Origin of the sequence: Paenarthrobacter sp. CCNWLY172 (genome assembly GCF_037402035.1) — a bacterium.
Lineage (GTDB): Bacteria > Actinomycetota > Actinomycetes > Actinomycetales > Micrococcaceae > Arthrobacter.
This window is the reverse complement of record NZ_JBBEGB010000014.1, coordinates 33,492-60,171: the sequence shown is the minus strand read 5'-3', so window position 1 is coordinate 60,171 and position 26,680 is coordinate 33,492. Positions and strand designations below refer to the sequence as shown.

The 26,680-nt window shown below is 62.6% G+C and carries 25 protein-coding genes and 3 tRNA genes; 16 read left to right on the top strand and 12 right to left on the bottom strand.

Annotation, left to right across the window (positions count from 1 at the left end):
* Positions 1 to 5: 5 nt before the first annotated feature.
* The gene (locus WBN73_RS18600; RefSeq protein ID WP_207593758.1) at positions 6 to 689 is read right to left on the bottom strand and encodes a DNA alkylation repair protein; all 684 of its coding nucleotides are present in this window, start codon (positions 687 to 689) and stop codon (positions 6 to 8) included.
* 154 nt (positions 690 to 843) lie between these two features.
* Here WBN73_RS18600 and map point away from each other — a divergent pair, with 154 nt between their 5' ends.
* Positions 844 to 1,611 (top strand): type I methionyl aminopeptidase, encoded by a 768-nt coding sequence (gene map, locus WBN73_RS18595; protein ID WP_207593757.1) that lies wholly within the window; start codon positions 844 to 846, stop codon positions 1,609 to 1,611.
* Positions 1,612 to 1,690: 79 nt separating this feature from the next.
* Here map and WBN73_RS18590 read toward each other — a convergent pair whose 3' ends face one another.
* Positions 1,691 to 2,296: a GNAT family N-acetyltransferase gene (locus WBN73_RS18590; protein WP_207593756.1), complete on the bottom strand. Its 606-nt coding sequence runs from the start codon at positions 2,294 to 2,296 to the stop codon at positions 1,691 to 1,693.
* A gap of 63 nt (positions 2,297 to 2,359) precedes the next feature.
* Positions 2,360 to 2,944 carry a single-stranded DNA-binding protein gene (locus tag WBN73_RS18585; protein ID WP_337340999.1) on the bottom strand — a complete coding sequence of 195 codons (585 nt, stop codon included), beginning with the start codon at positions 2,942 to 2,944 and terminating at the stop codon, positions 2,360 to 2,362.
* Between the two features lie 220 nt (positions 2,945 to 3,164).
* Here WBN73_RS18585 and WBN73_RS18580 point away from each other — a divergent pair.
* From WBN73_RS18580 to ettA, 3 genes are all read left to right on the top strand, one after another.
* A tRNA-Arg gene (locus tag WBN73_RS18580) sits at positions 3,165 to 3,240 on the top strand.
* A 189-nt stretch (positions 3,241 to 3,429) separates the two neighbouring features.
* Complete coding sequence (locus WBN73_RS18575; protein WP_242703323.1) at positions 3,430 to 3,912, top strand: DUF6993 domain-containing protein; 483 nt, start codon at positions 3,430 to 3,432, stop codon at positions 3,910 to 3,912.
* 56 nt (positions 3,913 to 3,968) lie between these two features.
* On the top strand, positions 3,969 to 5,651 hold the full coding sequence (gene ettA / locus WBN73_RS18570; protein ID WP_207593754.1) for an energy-dependent translational throttle protein EttA: 1,683 nt from the start codon (positions 3,969 to 3,971) through the stop codon (positions 5,649 to 5,651).
* A gap of 88 nt (positions 5,652 to 5,739) precedes the next feature.
* On the opposite strand, the gene WBN73_RS18565 is transcribed toward ettA, so the two are convergent.
* Complete coding sequence (locus WBN73_RS18565) at positions 5,740 to 6,645, bottom strand: acyl-CoA thioesterase (protein WP_207593753.1); 906 nt, start codon at positions 6,643 to 6,645, stop codon at positions 5,740 to 5,742.
* A 63-nt stretch (positions 6,646 to 6,708) separates the two neighbouring features.
* On the opposite strand from WBN73_RS18565, the gene WBN73_RS18560 reads away from it, so the two are divergent.
* Positions 6,709 to 7,380 carry a hypothetical protein gene (locus WBN73_RS18560; RefSeq protein ID WP_337340998.1) on the top strand — a complete coding sequence of 224 codons (672 nt, stop codon included), beginning with the start codon at positions 6,709 to 6,711 and terminating at the stop codon, positions 7,378 to 7,380.
* 3 nt (positions 7,381 to 7,383) lie between these two features.
* On the opposite strand, the gene WBN73_RS18555 is transcribed toward WBN73_RS18560, so the two are convergent.
* Positions 7,384 to 7,860 carry a globin gene (locus WBN73_RS18555; RefSeq protein WP_278251928.1) on the bottom strand — a complete coding sequence of 159 codons (477 nt, stop codon included), beginning with the start codon at positions 7,858 to 7,860 and terminating at the stop codon, positions 7,384 to 7,386.
* Complete coding sequence (locus tag WBN73_RS18550; RefSeq protein WP_207593751.1) at positions 7,853 to 8,554, bottom strand: mechanosensitive ion channel family protein; 702 nt, start codon at positions 8,552 to 8,554, stop codon at positions 7,853 to 7,855. The genes WBN73_RS18555 and WBN73_RS18550 overlap by 8 nt, the downstream gene beginning before the upstream one ends.
* A gap of 87 nt (positions 8,555 to 8,641) precedes the next feature.
* Between WBN73_RS18550 and WBN73_RS18545 the strand changes: the two genes are divergently transcribed.
* Positions 8,642 to 9,655 carry an NAD-dependent epimerase/dehydratase family protein gene (locus tag WBN73_RS18545; RefSeq protein ID WP_337340997.1) on the top strand — a complete coding sequence of 338 codons (1,014 nt, stop codon included), beginning with the start codon at positions 8,642 to 8,644 and terminating at the stop codon, positions 9,653 to 9,655.
* On the opposite strand, the gene WBN73_RS18540 is transcribed toward WBN73_RS18545, so the two are convergent.
* On the bottom strand, positions 9,652 to 10,131 hold the full coding sequence (locus WBN73_RS18540; protein ID WP_207593749.1) for an OsmC family protein: 480 nt from the start codon (positions 10,129 to 10,131) through the stop codon (positions 9,652 to 9,654). The genes WBN73_RS18545 and WBN73_RS18540 overlap by 4 nt on opposite strands.
* A gap of 57 nt (positions 10,132 to 10,188) precedes the next feature.
* Positions 10,189 to 12,750 carry an aminopeptidase N gene (gene pepN, locus WBN73_RS18535; protein WP_337340996.1) on the bottom strand — a complete coding sequence of 854 codons (2,562 nt, stop codon included), beginning with the start codon at positions 12,748 to 12,750 and terminating at the stop codon, positions 10,189 to 10,191.
* Positions 12,751 to 12,883: 133 nt separating this feature from the next.
* Between pepN and WBN73_RS18530 the strand changes: the two genes are divergently transcribed.
* The 3 genes from WBN73_RS18530 to WBN73_RS18520 all read left to right on the top strand — a co-directional run bounded on the left by WBN73_RS18530 (position 12,884) and on the right by WBN73_RS18520 (position 15,353).
* Entirely contained in the window at positions 12,884 to 13,888 is a 1,005-nt protein-coding gene (locus tag WBN73_RS18530; protein ID WP_337340995.1) for a hypothetical protein, read from the top strand.
* 80 nt (positions 13,889 to 13,968) lie between these two features.
* Entirely contained in the window at positions 13,969 to 14,451 is a 483-nt protein-coding gene (locus WBN73_RS18525) for a ribose-5-phosphate isomerase (RefSeq protein ID WP_337340994.1), read from the top strand.
* Positions 14,451 to 15,353, top strand: a complete 903-nt coding sequence (locus tag WBN73_RS18520) for an Fpg/Nei family DNA glycosylase (RefSeq protein WP_207593746.1) — start codon at positions 14,451 to 14,453, stop codon at positions 15,351 to 15,353. The genes WBN73_RS18525 and WBN73_RS18520 overlap by 1 nt, the downstream gene beginning before the upstream one ends.
* A gap of 45 nt (positions 15,354 to 15,398) precedes the next feature.
* Here the strand turns inward: WBN73_RS18520 and WBN73_RS18515 are convergent.
* A tRNA-Gly gene (locus tag WBN73_RS18515) sits at positions 15,399 to 15,472 on the bottom strand.
* A gap of 129 nt (positions 15,473 to 15,601) precedes the next feature.
* On the opposite strand from WBN73_RS18515, the gene WBN73_RS18510 reads away from it, so the two are divergent.
* From WBN73_RS18510 to WBN73_RS18485, 6 genes are all read left to right on the top strand, one after another.
* Positions 15,602 to 15,676 (top strand) — tRNA-Pro (locus WBN73_RS18510).
* 69 nt (positions 15,677 to 15,745) lie between these two features.
* A complete protein-coding gene (gene tig, locus WBN73_RS18505) occupies positions 15,746 to 17,128 on the top strand; it encodes a trigger factor (protein ID WP_207593745.1) in 1,383 nt (460 codons plus the stop codon).
* Between the two features lie 221 nt (positions 17,129 to 17,349).
* Complete coding sequence (locus WBN73_RS18500) at positions 17,350 to 17,973, top strand: ATP-dependent Clp protease proteolytic subunit (RefSeq protein WP_278251958.1); 624 nt, start codon at positions 17,350 to 17,352, stop codon at positions 17,971 to 17,973.
* 39 nt (positions 17,974 to 18,012) lie between these two features.
* The gene (locus WBN73_RS18495) at positions 18,013 to 18,672 is read left to right on the top strand and encodes an ATP-dependent Clp protease proteolytic subunit (RefSeq protein WP_024816918.1); all 660 of its coding nucleotides are present in this window, start codon (positions 18,013 to 18,015) and stop codon (positions 18,670 to 18,672) included.
* 182 nt (positions 18,673 to 18,854) lie between these two features.
* Positions 18,855 to 20,144 carry an ATP-dependent Clp protease ATP-binding subunit ClpX gene (gene clpX, locus WBN73_RS18490; RefSeq protein ID WP_207593743.1) on the top strand — a complete coding sequence of 430 codons (1,290 nt, stop codon included), beginning with the start codon at positions 18,855 to 18,857 and terminating at the stop codon, positions 20,142 to 20,144.
* Positions 20,145 to 20,225: 81 nt separating this feature from the next.
* On the top strand, positions 20,226 to 20,855 hold the full coding sequence (locus tag WBN73_RS18485) for a mycothiol-dependent nitroreductase Rv2466c family protein (protein WP_337340993.1): 630 nt from the start codon (positions 20,226 to 20,228) through the stop codon (positions 20,853 to 20,855).
* A gap of 40 nt (positions 20,856 to 20,895) precedes the next feature.
* On the opposite strand, the gene WBN73_RS18480 is transcribed toward WBN73_RS18485, so the two are convergent.
* Positions 20,896 to 21,771 carry an Fpg/Nei family DNA glycosylase gene (locus WBN73_RS18480; RefSeq protein WP_280622983.1) on the bottom strand — a complete coding sequence of 292 codons (876 nt, stop codon included), beginning with the start codon at positions 21,769 to 21,771 and terminating at the stop codon, positions 20,896 to 20,898.
* A gap of 345 nt (positions 21,772 to 22,116) precedes the next feature.
* Entirely contained in the window at positions 22,117 to 24,744 is a 2,628-nt protein-coding gene (gene valS / locus WBN73_RS18475; RefSeq protein ID WP_337340992.1) for a valine--tRNA ligase, read from the bottom strand.
* A gap of 73 nt (positions 24,745 to 24,817) precedes the next feature.
* On the opposite strand from valS, the gene WBN73_RS18470 reads away from it, so the two are divergent.
* The gene (locus WBN73_RS18470; RefSeq protein WP_207593739.1) at positions 24,818 to 25,609 is read left to right on the top strand and encodes an SDR family oxidoreductase; all 792 of its coding nucleotides are present in this window, start codon (positions 24,818 to 24,820) and stop codon (positions 25,607 to 25,609) included.
* On the opposite strand, the gene WBN73_RS18465 is transcribed toward WBN73_RS18470, so the two are convergent.
* Entirely contained in the window at positions 25,606 to 26,649 is a 1,044-nt protein-coding gene (locus WBN73_RS18465; protein WP_337340991.1) for an endonuclease/exonuclease/phosphatase family protein, read from the bottom strand. The genes WBN73_RS18470 and WBN73_RS18465 overlap by 4 nt on opposite strands.
* Between the last annotated feature and the right edge of the window lie 31 nt (positions 26,650 to 26,680).

The following is a 26,680-nucleotide window of genomic DNA, read 5'->3' as shown; positions in this document are numbered from 1 at the left end:
CCGCATCAGCTCGACGACAAAAGCCGTGTCCCCTCACGAAGGGACAAGGGACTCAGCGATGACGCGTTATCTGCGGCAAAATTCCGGACCCATTCGGGATCTGATTTGCTGTATTCGCGCAGCGCCCAGCCGATGGCCTTGCGGATGAAAAACTCCCTGCTGTGCAAATTGGGTTCGATGACTGCAGCCAGCAAGCCGTAATCGGTCATGGACTTCGCCCCCAGCTGGGCAGTAATTGCAGCCCGGCGGATCCACAGGTCGTTGTCCTCGGCCCAGCGAAGCAGCAAGGGGGTCATCGTCGGCTTATGCGCAAGCATCAGTGCGCATATCCGGGGCGAAACTCCATCCACCAGGTCCCACCAGGCTCCTGTCCGGATAATTTCCTCGTACACGGGCAGCATGTCCAGGTCTTCCTTCACCATCCGCTGGCCCGTCAGGTCAATGGCTGCGTACCGCTCTTCGCGTGCCTCGGCATCGCGCCACAACAGGAGAACCGCCTCCCGCAGCTCGTCAGGGGATGAGACAGGAAACTCTCTTGCTGCTGCTTTGACGATGCTCCGCACCTCGGGAACCCTGACCCCGAGTGAGGGCATGGCCGACTTCATGTACTTCTGGGCACCAAGCGCCCGTTCAGCGTCCCCGGACGAGCGGAGTGAGGAGCGGATCGAGTCCACCAGTTCCTTGGTCATGCGTCCACTGTAGGACCGATATATGGCGGAGGGTCTCCTGCCATTGCCCGGAGACCCTCCCAGGCATAGCCGGGGAGTCGTAGAGTGGGCAACGTGGCCGCAGTTGGCCGCACAACCAGCCCCTGAGGGCACGCCCAGCAACGGAGGACCTTTGATGTCAATGCTGAAAACTCCCGAGCAGATTACGTTGATGCGTGAGGCCGGCAGGGTGGTGGCCAATGCTTTGAAGGCCGTCAAGAAGCACGCTGCCGTGGGAGTTTCCCTGAAGGAGCTTGACGACGTCGCGGCGGCAGTGATGTCCGACGCCGGCGCCAGGCCCGCCTTCCTCGACTATCATCCCCGCTGGGCGTCCGTGCCGTTTCCCGGCGTGATCTGCGCCAGTGTCAATGATGCCGTGGTGCACGGTATCCCTAACGGCTATGCCCTTGAAGACGGCGATCTGCTGAGCGTTGACTGCGGTGCTTTCCTGGAGGGATGGTGCGGAGACGCCGCCATCAGCTTCATTGTCGGGGAGGGCGATCCCTTGGACCAGGAACTCATAAATGCAACGGATGCCGCACTGGCGCGGGGAATAGAAGCAGCGCGCGTGGGCAACAAAATGGGGGATCTTGCCTACGCCATAGGTGGTGAAGCCAAACGCGCAGGTTACGGCCTGTTGGCCGATCACGGCGGACATGGCATCGGCCGGACCATGCATGCCGAACCTCCCGTTCCCAACATCGGGCGTCCGGGGCGGGGCATGAAGCTGGAGGAGGGCCTGGTCATCGCCATCGAGCCCATGTTGATTCTGGGAGGCAAGGACGATTACTACCATGATGAGGACGAATGGACCCTGCGATCGGCGAACGGACGTAGAGCAGCCCACAGCGAGCACACGGTTGCCATCACGGCGGACGGCCCGATGATCCTGACCCTCCCTTGATTCCGGCACTGCCGCATAACAGGCCACGCTTTGAATCAGGCAGGCTTTGGATCAGGCACGCTCTGAATCAGGCACGGCCTCAGGGCGCCGCCTGGCCCTTGGCCAGCCTCACCACGGGCCGGCCTGGCACGGATTCGGAGACCGGGCCGAATCCGGCAGCCAGGAAAAGCGACAGAGTGCCGTGGTAGAGCTCCGCTGAGGTCGCCTTGGTCCTGAGCCCTGTGTCGACGGGATAGGCCTCCACGACTTCCGCGCCGTGGGTGAACGCATGGCTTACGGCGGCGGCCAGGAGCGCGGCCGACACCCCGGTGCGGCGATGACGTGGTGCCACGACGAAACAGCTGATGGCCCAAAGCGCGGTGTCGTCCGTGGTGGCCGATGGTACTGCCCTCAGGACTGGTGACCGTTTCAGCCGTCCGTAGGTTGCCCGGGGCTCAACAGCGCACCAACCCACTGGATCACCGTTCCTGAAGGCCATGACCCCCGGCGCCGGTTCATTGCTGAAAGCTGACTTCAGCATTTCCTTTCGATCATCCGGAGACGTGGTGTCCCAATCCTTGCCGGCAAGGACGAACCACCGGCACCAGCACCGGGATGGTTCGCCCTTGGTCCCAAACAGCTCCTCAACTGCCGCCCAGGACGCAGGTGCCGTCTCTAGCCTGAGTGCATCCTCGTGCTGTGCCATGGACCCAGAATAGGCCTCACCGTCGCGGCCGGAATGGCGGGTTACGGGCACCAGGCTCAAGGTTCAAGCGCCAGCACCCACCAGCTCTCCTGTCGAGGTGTTCACCATCAATGGCCCGGTTCCATCGGGATCATCCATCCCGGCTGCTACTGACTCGTCCTCCGGAGGAGCTTGTTCGGCATCCTCAGTGTCCCACTCGCCGCTGCTCCCGGGGCCACCCGGGGCGGGGCTGGACAGAGCCCCGTCCGAGGGCACAGTGTCTGCAGCGGCGGAGTCCGCTGGAGCAGAGGTGCCGTTCATGCGGGTGAAGTTGGCGGAGCCCCACATGAGGTCGTGTCCCACGGATTCGGCGTCGATTTCCGCTACATGGTAGACGCGGCCTTCATGTTCCCATTGCCTCAACCGGAGCTTTCCCATGACCAGCACACGCTGCCCCTTTTTGACGCTGCACCCAACGTGTCCGGCAAGGTATCGGAAAGATTGCACCGTATACCAATTGGTGTTGCCGTCAACCCACGTGTTGCTCGCCCGGTCATAGCGGCGCTCTGTGGTTCCCAGGCGGAACGATGCTGTAGCCGTTCCCCGTGTGGTTGTTGAACTCTTAACCTCCGAGGCCACGAAGCCCCGGACGGTGATGATGTCATTCATTGGTGGTCCTTCTGGATGTAGGGAGTGCCTGTCCGGCTCTTTCAGCTTCATCCAGTGAAGCCGTCGAAGGCAGTGCCGCGGGGGCCTATGTGCATAACCCTGGCGAACGGGCCCTTGTGGAGGAATGGAGGCCGCTGGTGATGAGATGGCGGGCTACCCGCCGATGGCACTGTAAACTCTTTGTGGCGCCAGCCGCCCATGGTGGTGACGGCGTCAGTGCGCCCCAGTAGCTCAGGGGATAGAGCAGCGGCCTTCTAATCCGCCGGTCGGGGGTTCGATTCCCTCCTGGGGCACCACCGCATCCCCCTTGGACAAGCTTCCAAGGGGGATGTTCCTTTATCGCCTCGCTTCAAGAACTTCGATGCAACGGCATCACGGGCCTTCCGCTCATGGTGGTTTGCGCCATTCCTCAGCCGGGTTACCAAAATCCCTTCAGCCGAACCCTGCCGGTGAGCCCCCCGTGTGAATGGCACAATGTCTAAGTGATGAGCAGGGGAACGACGCCGGGTGGCAAGTCAACGGGGGCAGCGAAAATCCGCGGTGCAGCATTGTCGCTGTCGGTAGCGGTAACAATTGCGCTGACTGGTTGCACTTCAAGCACGGGGTCCACGGCGCAACCAGGGACCGTCCCGGCCCCCTCCACCTCTGCCCAAGCCACAGCTCCGGTGGATCCTGCCGTGGCCGCCACCTCGGCAACCGTCGAAACCACGTTGAAAAACCTCGTGGCCGGCAACCCCAAGCCGGACCAGGAAGCACTCCGATCGGCCTTGGTGTCGGCCGGGATTCCGAAGGCCAACGTGGAAGTCTCTGTCAGCCGTACGCCCACGGGCCTTGACGTCGATGCCCTGGAGGCAGCCGCTTTGACCGGAGGGAGCTGCGTCGTGGGGCAAATCCGAGACGGTGGTGTCCTGGTGACCGTACTGCCCGTGCTGGCTACCGGTAAATGCTTCGTGGGAGACGCCCGCTAGCGGCTCTTCGGGGCGCGAATGTGAGTTAAGCAGGCCGAGCCATTAGATTTAAGGGCATGGCGGAATTCATTTACACGATGACCAAGGCTCGCAAAGCCGTTGGCGACAAACTTATTCTGGACGATGTCAGCATGTCGTTCTACCCTGGCGCGAAGATCGGCGTCGTGGGACCGAACGGTGCTGGTAAGTCCACCATCCTGAAGATCATGGCCGGACTGGACACCCCTTCGAACGGCGAGGCCCGCCTGAGCCCCGGCTACACCGTGGGCATCCTCCTGCAGGAACCGCCGCTGAACGAGGAAAAGACTGTCCTGGGCAATGTCCAGGAAGGTGTAGGCGAGATCTACGGCAAGATCCAGCGTTTCAACGAGATCTCCGAAGAAATGGCCAACCCGGACGCTGATTACGAGACGCTCCTGGATGAAATGGGCAAGTTGCAGGAAGCCATTGACGCTGCCGATGCCTGGGATATCGATTCCCAGCTGGAACAGGCTATGGACGCCTTGCGTTGCCCGCCGGCCGATTCCGACGTCACTGTCCTCTCCGGTGGTGAGCGCCGCCGCGTGGCCCTGTGCAAGCTGCTCCTCCAGAAGCCTGACCTGCTGCTCCTCGATGAGCCCACCAACCACTTGGACGCCGAGAGCGTGCTGTGGCTCGAACAGCACCTCTCCCAGTATCCCGGTGCTGTCCTTGCCGTGACCCACGACCGTTACTTCCTGGATCATGTGGCAGAGTGGATCGCAGAAGTTGACCGCGGCCACCTCTACCCATACGAAGGCAACTACTCCACCTACCTGGAGAAGAAGAAGGCCCGTTTGGAGGTTCAGGGCAAAAAGGACGCCAAGCTGTCCAAGCGCCTTACCGAAGAACTTGAGTGGGTGCGCTCCAACGCCAAGGGCCGCCAGACCAAGTCCAAGGCCCGTCTTGCCCGCTACGAAGAAATGGCTGCAGAGGCCGACCGCACGCGCAAGCTGGACTTCGAAGAAATCCAGATCCCGCCGGGACCGCGCCTGGGTTCCCTGGTCATCGAGGCCAAGAACCTGAAGAAGGGCTTCGACGACCGCGTCCTGATCGATGGCCTCTCCTTCTCGCTGCCCCGCAATGGCATCGTTGGCGTCATCGGACCCAACGGCGTGGGTAAGTCCACGCTGTTCAAGACGATCGTCGGCATGGAGCCTTTGGACGATGGTGAGCTCAAGATCGGCGAGTCCGTGAAGATCTCCTACGTGGACCAGTCCCGTGGCGGCATCGATCCGAACAAATCCCTCTGGGAAGTTGTCTCGGAAGGCCACGACTTCCTCCAGGTCGGTCAGGTCGAAATGCCTTCGCGTGCCTACGTGTCGGCGTTCGGCTTCAAGGGCCCGGACCAGCAGAAGAAGGCCGGTGTCCTCTCCGGTGGTGAGCGCAACCGCCTCAACCTTGCCTTGACGCTCAAGCAAGGTGGCAACTTGTTGCTGCTTGACGAACCTACCAACGACCTCGACGTCGAAACCCTGAGCAGCCTTGAAAACGCTCTTCTCGAATTCCCTGGTTGCGCAGTGGTTGTTTCGCACGATCGCTGGTTCCTCGACCGGGTAGCGACCCACATTCTCGCCTACGAAGGCGACGACGAGAACCCGTCCAAGTGGTACTGGTTCGAGGGAAACTTCGACTCCTACGAAGAGAACAAGGTGGAGCGCCTTGGCCCCGATGCCGCCAAGCCGCACCGCGTCACGCACCGCCGCCTGACCCGCGACTAGGAATTCCAGGTACACACAGAAAGGCCGGTCCCGCAAGGGACCGGCCTTTCTGCTTTAACTTCCCGCCGTCACACGGCGCCTCGAAAGCCTACGGGATCCGCACCATACCCTCTTGGGCCACGGTGGCAACATGCAGTCCGTCACGGTTGAAGATGCGGCCCGTGGCGAGTCCGCGCGCGCCTTGGGCGCTGGGGGACTCCTGGACGTAGAGCATCCACTCGTCCACCCGTACCGGGCGGTGCCACCACATGGCGTGGTCGAGGCTGGCGACGCTCATTCCCGGCGTCATCCATGCGAGGCCATGTGCGCGAAGAATAGGCTCGAGCAGCGTGTAGTCGCTGGCATAGGCCAAGGCCGCGCGGTGCAGGTTGGGATCATCGGGCAACGGTCCCATGGTTTTCATCCACACGGCGTTGCTTGCCACGTGCTGGGTGGGCGGGGAAACATAGAGTGCCGGGTCAATGTGGCGGACGTCGAACGGACGTTCCGATGACATGTGCCGCGCCATCGGGTGGTCGTACTGCGACAACAGCTCCGCAGTGCTGGGCAGGGATTCCGGGTCGGGGATGCCTTCGGGCATGGTTGCCTGGTGGTCCAGGCCGGTGTCCTCCACCTGGAAGGACGCGATCATCGAGAGAATCGGCACGCCGTCCTGGTACGCGTGAACGCGCCGGGCGGAGAACGAACGCCCGTCCCGCAACCTCTCAACACCGAAAGTGATGGGCTTGTTGGCGTCCCCCGGCCGCAGGAAGTAGCCGTGCATGGAGTGTGCCACCCTGTCCGGTTCCACTGTTCGCATGCCTGCCATCATCGACTGCGCCAAAACCTGGCCTCCAAAGACCCTGTGCCTCGGCTGTTTCTGCGATGGGCCCAGGAAGATGTCCTCGTTGGTCCGGGCTCCGTCAAAGTCACCAAGGTCCAGCAGGCCGATCAGCACATCCATGGGGTCTTCTGCGGGTGCTTCCACTTCAAGGCCAGCATTCGTCTCAGTCATGGTTCGACTTTAGACGCCGCCCCGACCCCTCTCAACCGGGGACATGCCGGTAGAGTCGATGATGTGACAGACGTCTTGACCCAGTCCTTCCGCTTCGCCGATCCCCATGACCTCGCTGACTTGAAAACCTTTGTGACGCGGGCAAAGAGCATCGACGACGGCGCCATCCGCCTCCAGGCCGCGGGCAGTGTCCTGGCCGCATACGTGTGCGTCCTGCGGCCGCGCATCCTGGGGGAGTCCACTCCCACCATCCTCGGCCTGCGGACCATGGCCCTGGCTGAGCCGGCCCATGCCGATGTGACGGTGACGCTTGCGTCCGTTATGGACCGGTTGGCCCGCTCGGGTGCCGACGACGTGGAGCTGCCCATTCCGCCGTCGACCGTTTCCGAGTCCTGGGCCGGCGTTGGGGCGCCGCGCTCCGGGTGGGAAGCGCAGGGATCAATACTCGACGCCGACCTCAGGTCGGCGGCCGAGGCCGGCATAGCCGAGGTGGCCGGTGTCATTCCGGCTCTGGCGGGTGCGGCGGTGGTCAACAACGCCAGGGCAGCAGTATGGGGTCGTGAGCTTCCAGACGCCGGCAACCTTCCTGCCGGCGCGGCCTTCGCTGCTTTCGCTCTGGGCTTCCTGGGCGACGCCGAGCAGAAGGTCTTCCGCAATGGCCGCTGGTTCCGTTTGAGCGGCCCCCGCGGCCATGTGCTGGTGCGCACAGGCGCAGGCCTGGGACTCGGCTTCTAAAGGTCAGGCTCCGGACGAAGGACTGTTGACCATGGTCAGCGCAGCCCGTTCCATGTAGTCCCACAACGTTCCCTCATGCAGAGGGGAGAGCTCCAAGGAGTCCACCGCCGTGCGCATGTGGAACAGCCAGCGGTCCTTGGCCTCGGGGGTTACCCGGAACGGCATGTGGCGCATGCGGAGCCGGGGATGGCCGCGTTCTTCGCCATAGGTGGTGGGGCCGCCCCAGTATTGTTCCAGGAACATCAGGAAGCGCCTCTTGGCCGGCCCCAGGTCCTCCTCCGGGTACATGGGCCGAAGCAAGGGATCCGTGGCAACGCCGTCGTAGAAGACGTCGATGAGCTTGACGAATGTCTCGTGACCGCCCACTGCGGCGTAAAAACTGTCCGTGTAGGCGGGCTGGCTGAAGGGATCATTCTGCATCAGCTGGCGTCGGGGGCCTGTTTGGGGTGCCGGGGGTTGCCCGCCTGCTGTGCTACTCATTGGACTTCTCCTCGGCTTTGGTGACGCGGGGTGCGCCTGCTGTGACGGGCGCAGTTGCTGCAGCGCCGGGCTCAATGGTGGTGTCCGGTGTTTCCAGTGGGACGTAGTCACCCTGCGAGCGGTTGCCCACGCGGAGGATCTCGCCGTTGCGCAGATACCAGATGGCTCCGTCTTCAGCGCGGACCCGGGTGATGCGCAGGCCCACGGATTCAACGGTACCAATCACTTCGCTGGTGACAATGACATCGCCGATTCCGTATTGGTCTTCGATGGTGATGAAGATTCCGGCGAGGAAATCACGGATCAGTTGCTGGGCGCCAAAGCCGATGGCGACACCCAGGATGCCCACGCTGGTCAGCAGCGGCGCGACGTCCACGTTCATGTACTTGAGGACGTAGATGATCACGATCACCACCACCACAACGCTCACCAGGCTCGTCAGCAAGGTGCCGATTGTCTCGGCGCGCTGTGAGCGGCGCTCGTGGTCGAGCGCGCGGATGGCTGGTTGCACCCACTTGAAGTGCGCTTTCTTGAAGAAGGAACTTCCGGCGGAAACCCGCCGGGTGATGCGCAAGATGATGAACCGCGCCACGATCCACACACCCAGGCCCACGCCTACGGTGATGAGGATTGAAACGAGGTCGATCTTTTCGGGTTCCAAAGTGACAATTTCTGCCAGGGGGATGGAGGTCAAGGGTGAATTTCTCCTTGTCGTCGGCCCGTGTTCGCCGGGCGCGGAACACTCTGTCCACCTACAACCCTAGCGCCGTAGCGTGACGGTATGCGCATCCTGGTCCTTGGCGGTACCGCCTTCCTGTCCGCAGAAACCGCCCGGCAGGCTGTTGCCGCCGGACATGACGTCACCTGCTTTGCCCGTGGCACCTCAATGACCCCGCCCGACGGCGCCACCTGGGTCAGGGGGGACCGCGCCTTGGGCGCGGCGGCCTATGCTGAACTCGACGGCGGATGGGACGCGGTGGTGGAGGTATCGCGGGATCCCGTGCAGGCGGGCGAGGCGTTGGACGTGCTGGGAGCCGCCGCCGCGCACTGGACGTTTGTGTCGAGTTGCTCTGTTTATGCAGACCATTCGATACCCGGCGCGGATGAGGGCGCGGAGCTGCTTGAGCCGCTGCCGGCGGGACAGGCCGGTACCCCGGAGACTTACGGCGAATCCAAATCGGCTATTGAGCAGATGACTCTGGCTGTGGTGGGGGAGAAGGCACACATCGTGCGGGCGGGTCTCATCAGTGGCCCGGGGGACGGCACTGACAGGTACGGATACTGGCCCGCCCGATTCGCTGCTGACACTGACCCGGTGCTGGTTCCTGACATCCCGGATGCCGCAACACAGATCATTGACGTCCGGGATCTTGCCGCCTGGATCCTGCAATCCGCCGGTGGAGGACTGACCGGTACCTACAACGCGCTGGGAGACGTCGTGCGCTTTGAGGACTACCTGGCCGAGTCCCGGCAGGCGGCTGGAACCGGAACCGGGGATGGAGCGGTGCAGGACGTTGTCCGGGCTGGCGAAGGGTGGCTCCTTGAGCACGGCGTCGACTACTGGGCAGGACCGGACTCGCTTCCCTTGTGGTTGCCGGCGGACCATGATGGCTTCCAGGCCCGGTCCAACAAAGCTGCACGTGAGCGCGGAATGGTCCTGCGGCCCTGGCAGGAGACGTTGGCGGCCACGCTCGAGGATGAAAGGAGCCGGGGATTGGACAGGGAACGCAAAGCCGGGCTCAGCCGCGAAACCGAACGACGTCTCGTGGCACTATGGCGGGCCCAACAGACCTAGGCCGCTGCCGGCGTCGTGCGTGGTTCGTGGAGGACCGGGAAGTTGACGCTGCGGGCGATGAAGCAGACCTGGTTGGCTTCATGGTGCAGTTGGGGCATCAACTCGGAATGGCTGGCATCGGCTATGGTGACGTGGGGTTTGAGCGTGACGCTTTCGAATTGACCGCTGCCGTCCCGGTTGAGCTTCATCAGGCCCTCGGCATTGTCCTCGTAGCCGGTGACCACCACCCCGTGCTTGACGGCCACATGGAGAAAAGACAGCATGTGGCACTGCGAGAGGGCAGCGAGCAGCAGCTGCTCCGGGTTGTAGCGTGAACGGTCCCCATGGAAGGTGGGATCAGCGGAGCCCTGAAGGGTGGGCAGACCCGGGATCTCCACGTCGTGGTCCCGTGAATAGGCCCGGTAGCCGGCCGTGCCCTCACCCAGGTTTCCGGTCCAGCGGACTGTCAGAGCGTAATGGTGTTCGTTGAGGCCCATGCGGACAGTCTAGCCAGCAGGCATCGACTGTCCGCAGTGACCTCGTCAGGTGCGGGCCTAGACGTCGGCAGCCCGTGCGCGGAGAGCACGGGCCACGCCGTCACGGTTCTCCAGCATCATCCGGCGAAGGGCCGCGCTGTCCTCCGGAAGCGCCGCCAGGAACTCGTCCGTACGGTCCACCGTTGCCTGCGTCGTAAGCTGCGCGGGGTAGAGTCCCACCACGATCTGCTGCGCCAGGGCGTGAGTGCGCTCCTTGACGATTCCAGGCACGGCGTCAAAGTACTTTTCGGCGTAGGGCTCCAGCAAGTCAGTGGTGGGGACCCGCATGAACCCGGCCACGGCTGACGCCTGCAGCGCGTTGGAGAGTTCTCCGGTGACAACGATCGCGTCCCACGCTGCAGCTTTGGCTTCAGCAGTGGGGATGGCAGCCTTTGCTTGGGCGGCTGCATTTTGACCGTTGGAGGTGTTGTCGCGGGCAAGTTCGGCGTCGATGCGTTCCTGGCCTTGGCGCCCGCCGGCCACCAGTGCGGTCAGGAGCTCCCAGCGCATGTCCTGGTCCACCGTGAGGCCTTCCAGGGTTTCGGCTCCGTCCAGCAGCGCCTGGATGCGGTCCAGCTGGCGCCCGCCGCGCGCGAGTTGGGCAAAGGACTTGGCGAACTGCAGCTGGGCATCCGAGCCCGCTTCCACCGAGGATGCAAGCTCCCACAGCTTTTCTGCGGCCGCGATGGTGACCTCGGCTTTGTGTTCGGCGGCCACGTAATAGGTCAAGGTGGTGGCCAGCTGGCGAAGTTGGACCAGAATGACCGAGGAATCCGTTTCATGGGCAATGTTGGCCAGGACCAGGTCCACGTAACCACGGGCGGGGGTTTCGCCGTCGCGCGCCGCATCCCAGGCCGAGCCCCATACCAAGGTGCGCGGCAGGCTGGCTGAGAAGTCCTTCAGGTGGGCCGTGGCGGTGGCAAGGGAGTGCGGGTCGAGGCGGACCTTGGCGTAGGCGAGGTCGTCGTCATTGAGCAGGATGAGGTCCGGACGTGCCTTGCCCATCAAGGCAGGGACCTCCGTGCGGGGGCCATCGACATCAAGCTCCTCCCGGTGGGACCGTTCCAGCTTGCCGTCACCGGAGAGCGAGTAGAAGCCAACCGCGAGGCGGTGCGGACGGAGGGTTGGCTGTTCGTCGATCGCGGTCTGCAGAATCGCGAATCCGGTGATGATGCCGTCAGCGTCAACGCTGACCTCGGGAGCCAGGGTGTTGACGCCTGAAGTTTCAAGCCAGAGCTTGCCCCACCCATCCAGATCGCGGCCGCTGGCCGCCTCAAGCTCCACCAGGAGATCGGTGAGCTCAGTGTTCTTCCAGGCGTGCTTGGCGAAGTAGCTGCGGACGCCGGCCATGAACTGCTCCGGACCGACCCAGGCCACCAACTGCCGGAGCACGGAAGCCCCCTTGGCATAGGTGATGCCATCGAAGTTCACCTCCACGTCTTCGAGGTTGTTGATTTCCGCGAAGATCGGGTGGGTGGTGGGCAGTTGGTCCTGCTTGTACGCCCAGGACTTTTCCACCGAGGCGAAAGTGGTCCAGGCGCGGTCGAATTCCGTGTTTTCCACAGCGGCCAGGTGCGACATGTATTCGGCGAAGGACTCGTTGAGCCAGAGATCGTTCCACCACCGCATGGTCACCAGGTCCCCGAACCACATGTGGGCCAGTTCGTGCAGCACGGTGATGGCACGCCGTTCGACCTGGGCGCCGGTGACCTTTCCACGGAATACGTAGCCCTCCAGGATGGTCACGGCGCCGGCGTTTTCCATGGCCCCGGCGTTGAACTCGGGGACGAACAACTGATCGTACTTTTCAAACGGGTAGGGGCAGCCGAACTGTGCTTCGAAGAACTCAAATCCTTGACGGGTCAGGGTGAAGATGTTGTCCGCATCGAGGTACTGCATCAGCGACTTGCGGGCAAAGACTCCCAGCGGCACAACCCGCCCGTCGGCGCTGGTGACTTCGGAACGGACCGACTGATACGGTCCGGCGATCAACGCAGTGACGTACGAGGACAGGCGGGGAGTAGGCGCGAATGCCCACACGGACCGGGCGCCGCCGTCTTCTCCGGCAGGAGCTTCAACGGGAACCGGCGTGGGGGAGTTGGAGATGACATCCCAATGCGACGGCGCTGTGACGTTAAAAGTGAAGGTTGCTTTCAGGTCGGGCTGCTCAAAGACGGCGAACATACGCCGGGAGTCCGGAACCTCGAACTGCGTGTAGAGGTACACCTCGCCGTCCACGGGGTCAACGAAACGGTGCAGTCCCTCGCCCGTGTTCATGTAGGGAGCGTCGGCGACCACCACCAGCTCGTTGTCTGCGGCGAGGTCCGGGAGGTGGATACGGATACCGTCCGAAACTTCCGCGGGGTCCAGATCGGTTCCATTCAAGGTCACGCTGTGGACGGCCTGGGTGATGGCATCAATGAAGGTTGTGGATCCCGGGGTCGCGGAGAACTTCACCACAGTGGTGGAACCGAAGACCTCAGGGCCTTTGGTCAGGTCCAGAGTGACGTTGTACGACTCGACATTGAGCAGTCGGGCGCGGATCGCGGCTTCGTCGCGCGTGAGGTTCAGGCCTGGCAAGTGGTGCCTCCGGAAGATTTTGGGATGCCCGGCCACTCGAGGCCGGACGCTGGTGTGAAGCCATTCTTTCACTCCACGGCCCGAAGGCAAGGAGGGAACACCACAGTGTCGCCCCACGGAGTAGCGTTGGATTATGGGATCGTTCCGGGACACTCTCGACTTCCGCGCACTGAGGTTTGCGGTTGCCTTTCCTTTGCTCCTCGCCGTCGGATTCGTGGTGTGCGCCCAAATGCTGCGCAACGATCTCCCCAACCCCGTTGCCGTGATGTGGAACGCCGACGGCGGCAGCTCGTTCGCGCCGTTCGGCGCCTATGTGACCGGCGGCGCAGCCCTCATCACCTTCTGCGGATGGGCGGTATTCCTCCAGGCGGTGCCCATCACCAGGCCTGTTGTCATGAGGCGCGTCATGATGGGCCTGGGACTGACAGTGAGCCTTTTCATCACCACGGTGGTGGCAGCCGGACTGGTGGGACAGTCCGGGCTGGGGGACGCGCGCGAGTCCCACGTGGACCCGATCGTGCTGGCCATGGGCAGTGGCGCCGCGGTGGCCCTGGGCGTCGTGATGATGTTCGCCTTCAAGCCGGACCCGCGCTGGACCCGCGAGGATGACGTTGCCCTCCAAGAGGAACTGTCCCTGCTCGCGGACCCGGACCTGGCCCGCGACACGCTTCGCCTGTGGGTGCATGCCCGGAGCTCGGTTTTCATCATGATCATTGTCTCCGCCGTTTTTCCGGCGGCCTTGATTGCGGTCGCCGTCCCTTGGCTCGGCGCCTTGGTGGCCGTTGCTGCTTTGGTAGGCGCCGGCTTCCTGTTTGCCCGCGTGCGGGCGGACAGGGGCGGCCTGCAGGTGTTTGCCGGTGGCATCGTGCGCGTCTTGACCGTCCCCGCCGTCGAGATCGCCGGGGCGGCTCCGGCGGACGTCAAAGCGGCTGATTATGGGGGGTGGGGTTGGCGGCATCACGATGACGCCACGGCAATGCTGGTCAGCAGCGGGCCTGCCGTCGTCGTAAGGAAACTTAACGGGGGACGGGTGGCTCTCAGTGCCGGCTCCCAAGCCTCAGCTGACAAGCTGGCGGGGATACTCAACCGGGCGGCCCACCGGGCCCGGGATGATGGACAGTCCCAACAACCCCGGTAGCGGTACCCTAGGTAGCGCATCCCTCACCGCCGCGCCCCGGCCAGACGCCGTCCCCGCGCGCCAGAAAGAACGGACTTCCTGTGACTACACCCCGCGTCCACATCGCTACTGACCATGCCGGCATGGAACTGAGTGCCCACCTGGTCAGCCACCTCACGGCCAAGGGCTATGAAGTGGTGGATCACGGACCCAAGGAGTACGACGCCCTGGACGACTACCCCTCTTTCTGCATCAACGCCGGCGTTGCTGTCGTGGCGGATCAGGAAGCCGGCATCCACGCCCTGGGAATCGTCTTGGGTGGTTCGGGAAATGGTGAGCAAATTGCCGCCAACAAGGTCAGGGGTGTCCGCGCTGCGCTCGCCTGGAACCTTTCCACCGCAAAGCTGGCCCGGGAGCACAACGACGCCAACGTCGTCGCTGTTGGAGGCCGCCAGCACTCGGTTGAAGAAGCTACCGAGCTCATTGAAGCCTTCCTTGAGGAACCGTTCAGCAACGATGAACGCCATGTCCGCCGGATCGGAAAAATCGCGGTGTACGAAACCACCGGCGAAATCGTCGAGTAGTGCCTGAAGGACATTCGGTCCATAGGTTGGCCCGCCAATTCCAGGATGTTTTTGGCGGCCGCCGCCTGGCCGTTTCCAGCCCGCAGGGTCGGTTCACCCACGGCGCGCAGGTGCTGAGCGGGCACACCATGGTTGAGTCGAGGGCCCACGGGAAGCAGTTGTTCCTCAGGTTCGACCACGATCTCTTCCTTCACGTCCATCTTGGCCTGTACGGTGCGTGGAACTTCGGCGGGGACAGTTCCTTCAAGGGTGCCTCCAGCATCGGTGCGCCACGACGCATCGGTGAGCGGGAAACAGGGCCGGCACAGGACGAAGCGGCGTTAGGTGAAACGGAGTACACGGGCCCGCCTGCACCGGTGGGCGCCGTCCGTGTCCGACTCGTTTCAGACCATGGCTGGGCCGACCTCCGTGGCGCCACGACATGTGCCGCCATTACGGCGGCGGAAGTTGCCGTCGTCATGGAACGGTTGGGTCCGGACCCGTTGCACAACCACCCCGGCGACCGGGGGGAATTCATCCGCCGCCTGCGCCGCCGGAAAACGGCGGTGGCCCTGTTGCTGATGGATCAGTCCGTCTTGGCCGGCGTGGGCAATATTTATCGAGCGGAAGTGCTGTTCCGGCAAGCCGTCGATCCCTGGACGCCGGGCAGCTCCCTTGACGAGGAAACGGCAGGGCGTCTGTGGGACGACACCGTGGCCACCATGTCCGACGGTGTTCGTGACGGACGGATTGTTACGACGCCTTCCGCGCTGTGGAGTGGTGGCGGTGTCGTAGCGCCCGACGCCGACGCCCACTTTGTCTACAAGCGGGACGGCATGCCCTGCCGGGCCTGCGGGACGCCGGTGGGCATGACGGAAATCGGTGCGCGCAAGCTGTATTGGTGTCCGGGCTGCCAGGTGTAGCAGCAACAAAAAACGCCCCGATCCGAGGATCGGGGCGTTTTCCCTTGGAGGGGACGACGGGAATCGAACCCGCGTAATCAGTTTGGAAGACTGAGGCTTTACCATTAAGCTACGTCCCCAGGACGGATCTCCTTCTTTCAGGACATCTTCCCGGTGGCTGTTCAAGCCGGGTACAACTAAACCTAATTCCGGCGGCGGTGTCAAATGTGCATTCCTGGCTCGCTTGCCCGTAGACTGTCCTGTGCGTTCGGGGTGTAGCTCAGCTTGGCTAGAGCGCCTGCTTTGGGAGCAGGAAGTCGCAGGTTCAAATCCTGTCACCCCGACTCTGTGTTTGTGTCCGCCTCAGGGACGCGACAGAACCCCATACCCACAAAATCAGGAGTACTTAGACTGTGAAGAGCGCTGTCGAGAACCTCACCGCAACGCGGGTCAAGCTCAACGTTGAGGTTCCCTTTGAGGAACTGAAGCCGAGCATCGATGCCGCGTACAAGACCGTTGCTTCGCAGATCCAGGTTCCCGGATTCCGCAAGGGCAAAGTTCCCACCAAGCTGATCGACCAGCGCGTTGGCCGCGGCTACGTCCTGGAGACGGCCATCAACGATGGCCTCAATGGCTGGTACCAGGCTGCAGTTCAGGAAACGGGCGTTCGCCCCCTGAGCCGTCCCGAGGTTGAAATCACCGAGGTTCCCGACCCCACCTCCACCGATGGTGAACTCAAGTTCCAGGTGGAAATCGATGTCCGCCCCGAGATCGAGCTGCCGGACTACGCCGGCATCAAGGTCGAGGTGGCTGCCGCTGAATCCTCCGAAGCTGACGTCGAGAAGTCCCTTGACGAACTGCGTGGCCGTTTCGGCACGCTGAAGTCCGTTGAGCGCCCCGCCAAGAACGATGACTTCCTGACCATCGACATCACCGCCACCATTGACGGCAAAGAGATCGATTCCGCGGCAGGCCTTTCCTACCAGGTTGGCGCGGGCACCATGCTCGAAGGCCTCGATGAAGCCGTGACCGGCCTTTCAGCCGACGAAGAGGCAATCTTCGACACCACGCTGGTGGGCGGCGACCACGCCGGCGAGTCTGCCCAGGTGAAGGTTGTTGTCAAGGCCGTCAAGGAGCGCGAGCTCCCCGAGGCCAACGATGACTTTGCACAGCTTGCCTCCGAGTTCGACACCCTTGCCGAGCTCCGTGAGGACCTCGCCAAGCAGGCTTCCGACTCCAAGGTTGTGGAGCAGGGCGTTGAGGCACGCGACAAGGTCCTGGACAAGCTCGTTGAGCTCGTAGAGGTTCCGGTTCCGGATTCCGTGGTCGAAGAGCAGATCGAAGCGCACTTCAACCCGGAGAACGCCCACGGCGAAGGTGACCACGACACCGAGGAACACCGCGCCGAGGTCAAGGCCAACACCGAGCGTGCGTTCCAGAACGAGATCATCCTTGACGCCATCGCGGACAAGGAAGAAGTGGATGTCAGCCAGAACGAGCTGATCGACTACATCGTCACCACCGCAAGCCAGTACGGCATGGACCCCAACCAGTTCGCCCAGATCATTGATCAGAGCGGCCAGGTCCCCATGATGGTTTCCGAGGTCCGACGCCGCAAGGCGCTGGCAGTTGTGCTCGGCCAGGCAGAGGTTGTCGACTCCGAGGGCAACAAGGTTGACCTCACCGACTTCGTTCGTCCTGCCGGTGAAGCAGCAGCCGAAGAGGCCGCCGCAGTCGAGGCAACCGACGAGGCCGACGCTGCAGCAAGCGACGACCCCGCAGCAGTGAAGTTCTAGTCAACGACTTCAACCGGCCCCGGATCTTCTGATCCGGGGCCGGTTTGCTTTTAAGGCTGAACATTGGTGCTGAACGCAGACGTGCGCCGTCAGCGAACAGCGCGATTCCGGCGAACAAATCACCGCGGAAAACGGTTAGTGTCCAAGTAGTGAAGTTCAGTGAGGTCACTGGCACCAGCGAGAGGTAAGTACTTATGTCACAGCAATCAGAGGCTCCCCGGATGGCAACTGTCGATCCCGCAGCCCAGGACAACTACATCTACAACCGCCTGCTGAAAGAGCGCATTATCTGGCTCGGCTCTGAAGTCCGTGACGAGAATGCCAATGCCATCTGCTCCCAGCTCCTCCTCCTCTCGGCCGAAGACCCGGAGAAGGACATCTACTTGTACATCAACTCCCCGGGTGGGTCCGTGACGGCCGGCATGGCCATCTACGACACCATGCAGTTCATTCCGAACGACGTCGTCACCGTCGCCACGGGTTTGGCTGCCTCGATGGGCCAGTTCCTCCTGTCGTCCGGCACCAAGGGCAAGCGTTACGCCACGCCCAACGCCCGCATCCTGATGCACCAGCCTTCCGGCGGCATCGGCGGCACGGCCTCGGACATCAAGATCCAGGCTGAACTGATCCTGCACATGAAGAAGGTCATGGCGGAACTCACGGCTGAGCAGACCGGTCAGTCCGTAGAGACCATCCTCAAGGACAATGACCGCGACAAGTGGTTCACTGCCGCCGAGGCGTTGGAATATGGCTTCTTCGACAAGATCTCGGCGCACGCCGGTTCTGTTGCCGGTGGTGGCGGAACGGCCAACCAGTCGGGCGCAGAGCCGAACTCCGAAAACTAACCGGCACAAAGAACCACTGAAACCCCAGGAGTAAAGAACATGAATTACAACTTCGGATGGTCTGCCGGTAATCTCCCGTCCAGCCGTTACGTCCTGCCCCAGTTCGAGGAGCGCACGCCTTACGGCTTCAAGCGCCAGGACCCGTACACCAAGCTGTTCGAGGACCGCATCATCTTCCTCGGTGTCCAGGTTGACGACGCCTCCGCCGATGACATCATGGCCCAGTTGCTGGTCCTTGAGTCAACCGACCCGGACCGCGACATCACCTTGTACATCAACTCGCCAGGTGGTTCGTTCACTGCCATGACGGCCATCTACGACACCATGCAGTACATCCGTCCGGAAATCCAGACGGTATGCCTGGGCCAGGCTGCCAGTGCAGCTGCAGTCCTGCTCGCTGCCGGTACCCCGGGCAAGCGACTGGCACTCCCGAACGCACGTGTCCTGATCCACCAGCCGGCTCTCTCCGGTGGCCAGGGTGGCCAGGCCTCGGACCTCGAAATCCAGGCTGCGGAAGTCATGCGCATGCGTACCTGGCTTGAGGACACGCTGGCACACCACTCCGGCCGCACGTCCGAGCAGGTGAACAACGACATCGAGCGTGACAAGATCCTCACGGCTGCTGATGCCTTGAGCTACGGCCTGATCGATCAGGTTCTTGACTCCCGGAAGATCAAGCCGCAGGCAATCACCCGGTAGCACACGGAATTCGACGCCGGTGCGGTTCACGAAATATGGACCGCACCGGCGTTCTGTTTCCACCCAAGCAGCTCATTGTGACCTAGAGTGGATCTTGTCACGGTGGTGCCAACCGCGGCTTGGCCGCACACTTGAGTACGGCGCGGAGCCGCATCACCCGCATGCAACGAAGGGATTCCCACATGGCTCGGATTGGCGAGAGCACGGATCTGCTGAAGTGTTCTTTCTGCGGAAAGAGCCAAAAGCAGGTACGGAAGCTGATAGCCGGGCCCGGTGTCTACATCTGCGATGAATGCATCGAGCTGTGCAACGAGATCATTGAAGAGGAACTCGCTGAAGTTTCCGATCTCGGCAGTTTCGAACTGCCCAAGCCCCGTGAGATTTTCGACTTCCTGCAGGAATACGTCATTGGCCAGGAACCGGCCAAGCGGTCGCTGGCAGTGGCTGTCTACAACCACTACAAGCGGATCCAGGCCGGCCATGCACCCAAGACCGGCAGCCTCGGCGAGGGATCGCATCACGAGGACGTGGAGATCGCAAAGTCCAACATCCTCCTGATCGGCCCCACCGGCTGTGGCAAGACCTATCTCGCCCAGACCTTGGCCCGTCGACTCAATGTTCCCTTTGCCGTAGCGGATGCGACTGCACTGACGGAGGCCGGCTACGTGGGCGAGGATGTGGAGAACATCCTGCTTAAGCTCATCCAGGCCGCGGACTATGACGTCAAGAAGGCCGAGCAAGGCATCATCTACATTGACGAGATCGATAAAATCTCGCGTAAGAGTGAGAATCCATCAATCACCCGTGACGTATCCGGTGAAGGTGTGCAGCAGGCGCTCTTGAAGATTCTTGAGGGAACCGTGGCATCCGTGCCCCCTCAGGGCGGCCGCAAACATCCGCACCAGGAATTCATCCAGATCGACACCACCAACGTGCTCTTCATCGTAGCCGGCGCTTTTGCGGGCCTTGAGGACATTATTGGCTCACGGTCCGGGCGTAAGGGCATCGGCTTTGGTTCACCCCTGAACGAGGCCCGGGACAACGTGGACAGCTACGGTGAAGTGATGCCGGAGGACCTGCTGAAGTTCGGCCTCATTCCGGAATTCATTGGGCGGCTCCCGGTGATCACCACTGTCTCCAACCTGGACCGGCCCGCCCTCATCCAGATTCTGTCCACCCCCAAGAACGCGCTGGTGAAGCAGTACCAGAAGATGTTCCAGCTGGACGGCGTGGATTTGCAGTTCGAAGACGACGCACTGGACTCCATCGCGGATCAAGCGCTCGAACGCGGCACTGGTGCCCGTGGACTCCGGGCCATCATGGAAGAAGTGTTGCTGCCCGTCATGTTCGATCTCCCCAGCAGGGACGACATAGCCACGGTGGTCATCACAGCTGATGTTGTTTTGAAGAAAGCCCAGCCCACCATGATTGCCCATGACGTGGTGGCCAAGCGCCGGAATAAGTCGGCCTAGCAACCTGTTGGCCTAGGCAAGGAGCGGTTCCGTTGGACCGCTTGCCACCACACGTATCCCACCTTTTCCGAGGAGTTCCCTATGCCCGAAAAGTCCACGCCCGAACAGACCGTCAACAAAGCCGATTTTTGGTTTGATCCTGTTTGCCCGTTTGCCTGGATCACGTCGCGCTGGATTGGTGAGGTTGAGGAGGTACGTGGCATCCAGACTGAATGGCACGTGATGAGCCTCTCCGTCCTCAACGAGGGCCGGGACCTTCCTGCCGATTACCGGGCAATGATGGATGACAGCTGGGGTCCTGTCCGCGTGATCATCGCCGCCCAGGAACTTCACGGCCCGAACTACGTCAAGCCGCTGTATGACGCCATGGGAGAGCAGATCCACCACGAGGGCAACAAGGACCGGGCATCGGTCATCCAGAAGGCCCTTGCCGAGGTAGGCCTGCCGGCTGATCTGGCACGCTTCGCTGACTCGGAGGAGTACGATGCCCAACTGCGCTCGAGCCACGAGGCGGGGATCTCATTGGTAGGCCAGGATGTTGGAACTCCCGTAGTTGCCTTCAATGGGACTGCTTTCTTCGGTCCCGTAATGACCCGTATTCCCCGCGGTGAAGAAGCCGGTAAGATCTGGGACGCCACGGTGACCTTGGCCGGCTACCCGCACTTCTTCGAGTTGAAGCGCAGCCGCAGCGAAAGCCCCGAATTCAACTAGTTTCCCGAACCCAAGAGGCTTCCCAACCTCAACCAGCAGGTTACTTCAGGAACCGGGATGTCCGTCGGTCAGCAAGGATCTTTCCGTTGGTCTGGCAGGTGGCACAGTATTGCAGGGAGGTGTCCGCAAAGGACACCTCCCTTACTACGTCCCCGCATACCGGACAGGGAAGGCCGGTCCGCGCGTGCACTCGGAAGTTGCTGCGTTTGGTGTCCTTGAGTTCGCTGGACGGCTTGCCTGCCGCTGCGTTGACAGCTCCCACCAGGATCTCCTGCATGGCCTCGTAGAGCCGCGCCACTGTGGCCTGGTCCAAGGACTTGGCACTGGCGAAAGGAGAGATTTTTGCTGCGTGCAGGATTTCGTCACTGTACGCGTTTCCTATGCCGGCAATGACGCCCTGGCTCCGAAGCAAGCCCTTGATCTGTTGGGAACTGGATCCAAGGATTGACGCCAACGCGGCAAGGTCGAAGTCGGGGCTGAGGGGCTCCGGTCCCAAGGTGGCGATTCCCGGCACGTCCTGGGGATCCCGCACCACATAGATGGCCAGGCTTTTCTTGGTTCCGGCTTCCGTGAGGTCCACGCCGATGTGGGCTTCGTCGGCAGGACGGTGCAGCAGGAGCCTTGCAGAGATGTTGCTTTTGCCCATCCGCAGTCCGGCAGACGAAGGGTGCTCGGTGTAGCGGACCCAACCGGCCTTGGCCAGATGGAAGACAAAGTACAGGCCGTCAACATCAACGCACACGAACTTACCGAGGCGTTGTACACCCTGAACGGTTCTGCCTTCCAGGACGCTGTACGGAGGATCAGCAGTCTTCAGTGCGGAGAAGGAGTTGATGCGGACCTCGTTGAGCACGGCTCCACTGAGTTGGGTGTCCAGATACATGCACAGGCCGTGCACTTCGGGGAGTTCCGGCATGCTCAATACTCTGCCACAGGTAGCCCCCGGAGCGTAGGAGAACTACAGGTTTGTAGTTCTTCCAAGGGTCTTGTGCATTGCATTCAGCGGGACAACAATGGTTCTTACCCACTTCGAAAGAAGAGGGACACGGAAACCAAAGATTCAGTGATTGCAGCCAACGCAGCCTTTGGCAAAGTTGGAAGCAGGCTACCAGTGATGAGGTAGGAAGACCTGAAATTCCTAGGATTCCGCCAGACTGTCAAGACATCACCAGACAGCCGAAAAGTCGAAGCCCCACCAACGGCAAAACGCTGATGGGGCTTCCCCTTTGCCCTGAATCAATGGGCGCAGTGACTTCCGGGACTACGACTGGGACGCGGACGTCTCCTCGGCAGGCGCCAGGACAACGTCGCTGACGGTCAGTTCGCCTTCACCGGACTGGAGCGTGATTTCCTGTGCGTTGGCGGCTGCCTTCAAGTCGCCCAGGCCGGCCTTCAGTTGGGCCACCAGAACCTCCGAGGCCGTGATCGAGGCAGAGACCACCTCTGTCCGCTGCTTGACCTTTGCCTCGGACTTCGCTTTGCGGATACCGCTGAGAGCAATGCCCACTGTGCCAAGCATGGTGGTGTCGCCGTCGGTGATTTCCAAGGCGGCGGGCCACTCTGCACGGTGGACGGACCCTGCGCGCCACCAGCCCCAGACCTCTTCGGTGGCGAAGGGCAGGAACGGTGCGAAGAGACGCAGGAGCGAGTCCAGCGTTGTCGCCAGCGCAGCAAGGACCGAGGCCTGCTCAGTCTCGCCGGCGGCACCATAGGCGCGGTCCTTGATGAGCTCTACGTAATCGTCCGTGAACTGCCAGAAGAAGGATTCGGTGATCTGGAGTGCGCGGGCGTAGTCGTAGTTCTCAAACGCCTTGGTGGACTGGGCAACGACGTCGGACAGTTGCGCGAGCAGCGCACGGTCCAGCGGGTTGGTCAGCACAGAGAGGTCACCGGAGACCACGGAGTCCTCGGTGGCACCAAGGTTGAGCACGAACTTGGAGGCGTTCAGCAGCTTGATGGCCAGGCGACGGCCGATCTTCATCTGCGCTATTTCGTAGGCAGTGTCTGCGCCAAGCTTGGCCGAGGCCGCCCAGTAACGGACGGCGTCGGAACCGTACTCGTTGAGCACATCCGTGGGCACCACAACGTTGCCCTTGGACTTGGACATCTTCTTGCGGTCCGGGTCCAGGATCCAGCCGGAGATGGCCGCATGCTTCCACGGGGCATTCTTCTGCAGGGCATCAGCGCGGACAGCCGACGAGAACAGCCAGGTGCGGATGATGTCGTGGCCCTGCGGACGGAGGTCGAAGGGGAAGACCTTGGAGAACAGGTCCTCGTCACGGCTCCAGCCGCCCACAATCTGCGGGGTGAGAGAGGACGTGGCCCAGGTATCCAGGACGTCGGCGTCACCTGTGAAGCCATTGGCTTGGTCACGCTGCGCTTCGTCGAAGCCGGGAGCAGCGTCCGCAGCGGGATCCACGGGCAGCATGTCGTCCGAGGGCAGGATGGGGTTGTCGTAATCCGGGTTGCCCTGGGCATCCAGCGGGTACCAGACGGGGATGGGCACGCCAAAGAAGCGCTGGCGGGAAACCAGCCAGTCACCGTTCAGGCCGGCGATCCAGTTCTCGTAGCGGGAGCGCATAAAGGCCGGGTGGAAGGTGATTTCCTGGCCTCGACCGATCAGGCGTTCGCGGCGTTCCTCATCGCGGCCACCGTTGCGGATGTACCACTGACGTGACGTGACAACCTCGAGGGGCTTGTCGCCCTTTTCGAAGAAGTTCACCGGGTGGGTGATCTTCTTCGGTTCGCCGTCCAGCAGGTCCGCTGCCTTGAGCAGTTCAACTACGGCTTCCTTGGCGGAAAAAGCGGTCTTGCCCGCGATCGCAGCGTAGGCTTCCTTGCCTGCCTCGGTGGTGATCCATTCCGGGATGTCGGCAATGATGCGGCCGTCGCGGCCCATGATGGCACGCGTGGGCAACTGCAGTTCGCGCCACCAGGTGACGTCGGTGAGGTCGCCGAAAGTACACACCATGGCAATGCCGGAGCCCTTATCCGCCTTGGCGAGGGGGTGGGCCTTGACCTCAAGCTCGACGTCGAACAGCGGGGACTTCACGGTCTTGCCAAACAGCGGCTGGTACCGTTCGTCGTCGGGGTTTGCCACCAGGGCCGCGCAGGCAGCCAGCAGTTCCGGGCGGGTGGTCTCGATGAAGATCTTTTCGCCGTCTTCAGTGAAGAACGGGTAGCGGTAGTACGCGCCGGCAACTTCGCGGTCCTCAAGTTCGGCCTGTGCAACAGCCGTGCGGAACGTCACATCCCAAAGCGTGGGAGCTTCGGCCATGTAGGCGTCACCGGCAGAGAGGTTGGTAAGGAAGGCGCGCTGGGAGACCGCACGTGAAGTGTCGTCAATGGTGCGGTACGTCAGGTCCCAGTCCACGGACAGGCCGAGGGTCTGGAACAGGTTCTCGAAGACCTTCTCGTCCTCAACGGCGAGTTCCTCACACAGTTCGATGAAGTTCCGGCGCGAGACGACGTCGAAGTCGCGCTGGTTCTTGGCCGGCTGTGCGGGCGGCGTGTAGTCGGCCTGATAGGGGATGGCCGGATCGCAACGCACACCGTAGTAGTTCTGGACGCGGCGCTCGGTGGGCAAGCCGTTGTCGTCCCAGCCCATGGGGTAGAAGACGTTTTTCCCGGTCATTCGCATGTACCGGGCCTGGACGTCAGTCTGGGTAAAGGAGAACATGTGGCCCACGTGGAGCGAGCCGGATGCCGTGGGCGGGGGAGTGTCGATCGAGTAGACCTGCTCCCGGGTGGTGTCCGGGTTGAACTTATAGGTTCCTTCAGCCAGCCAGCGCTGCGTCAAGGCAGCCTCAAGGCCTTCAAGGGCCGGCTTGTCGGGAACGTTGATGGGGTTGGTGGCGGGCGTGTCTGTACCCTGCGTTGATTCAGCCATGGATCAATTGTTTCATGGCCTGGCGTTACAGCCCGCCGGGGAATGACTGCGCACCCCCGGATAAGGTGGTGCCATGACTTCGGCAGCGCACAGCACCCCCTCAGGACAGAATTCCGGCACAAACAGGACGGCCGTGGTGACCGGTGCAAGCACCGGCATCGGTGAAGCCACCGTGAGGGCCCTGGCTTCCTCGGGTTGGACGGTATTCGCGGTGGCGCGCAGGGCCGACAGGCTCGAGGCCCTGGGTGCTGAGACCGGCGCTGTGCCGTTCCCTGCTGACATCACCAACGACGACGACGTCGCCGCCTTGCTGGAGGCCGTGACCACGTCCGGAGGTGCTGACACCCTCATCAACATCGCCGGCGGTGCACGTGGCGCGGACACCATCGCCAACGCCGACACCGGGGATTGGGAATGGATGTACCAGGTCAACGTGTTGGGGACCATGAAGATCACCCGGGCGTTCCTGCCCATGTTGCGGGACCACGGCGAAGGTACGGTCCTGAACCTGACCTCCACTGCCGGCCTGTCGGCGTATGAGGGCGGTGCCGGCTACAACGCCGCCAAGTTTGCCCAGCACGCCATGACCAACGCCTTGCGCCTGGAAGAGGTGGGCAACAACATCCGGGTCATCGAGGTGGCTCCGGGACTGGTGCAAACGGAGGAGTTCGCCCTCAACCGGCTGGGCGACAAGGACGCGGCCGCGAAGGTGTATGCCGGCGTCGAGAAACCCCTGACGGCCGCGGACGTGGCGGACGTCGTGAAGTACGCCGTCTCCTTGCCGCATCACATCAACCTCGACGAGATCGTCGTTCGTCCTGTGGCACAGGCAGCCAACCACAAGCTGATCCGCAGGGAAAGTTAACCGGCCGGAATGCTGAGCGTTGCCAGGATGGCGGCGTGGTCGGTACCCGGAACGTGGAGGACCGCGTAGCCGCTGCTGCTGATCCGGGGCGAGGTGACCATGTGGTCGATGACAATGCCCGGCAGCGGCTGTCCCTCCATGGGCCACGTCGGGGAGAACCGCCCACCGGAAGCAATGCCGACGTCAACGAGCTTCGTGCCCGTTTGCTGACCACCCAAGGGGTTATCGAGCAACGAACGGAACTCGGCGTGATCGTACGTTGCGTTGTAGTCGCCCACCAACAGATGGTTCCCGGGCCGGGAAGCCTGCCGGGACAGCTTGTCCAGATCGCTGCGCCACTGCCCGATCCGCTCATCAACCGGTGGAAGGGTATGGACGTTGGTGAGGTTCAGCGCCGCCGTGGAACCAGCACCGGCATCCGTGACCTGTACCCGGGTCACGTCCATCCGGAACGGGGTGTCAGGGAGCAGCCCCACGGCCTCCAGCGGGAACACGGAGTACACCGCGCCGCCGGACGCGTCGTCATTGGGTTGGCTGAGGAGATTCGGCAGCACGTGCTCCAGGCCCGCTGAGCGGAGGGCGTCTTCAAGCCGTTGGGTGTGTTCCTGGATCGTCAGCAACTGGACACCGTTCTCGCGGACCAGCCTCACAATGGTCGCCGCGTCCGCCTCGCCATACTCGGAGTTGAGGCTCATCACCTTCAGCGAAGCCGTGGCCGTCCCAGCCGGCAGTGCTTCCGCTTTTCCGCTGTCCAAAGGGAACAGCCAGAAGAGTTGAACCGCCAACAGCGCCGCCGTCGTGAGGATGACCCACCGCCGCCGCCCCACCACAGCAAGCACCAGCGCAAGCGCCGCGGGCAGCACCATCCAGGGTGTGAAGGACAGCAACTGCACCACAACGAGGGGCCATTCAGCAGGGATGGCACGGAAAATCGACAGCCCCGCTACCGGCAGCGACACCACCAGGCCCAGTACCGACCACGCGATGGACGCGGACTGCCGGGGGCGGCTTTCCTGAAGTGCAGGAGCGGGAAGCATCATGGGGATGAGTCTATGTACCAGCAGCGCCACC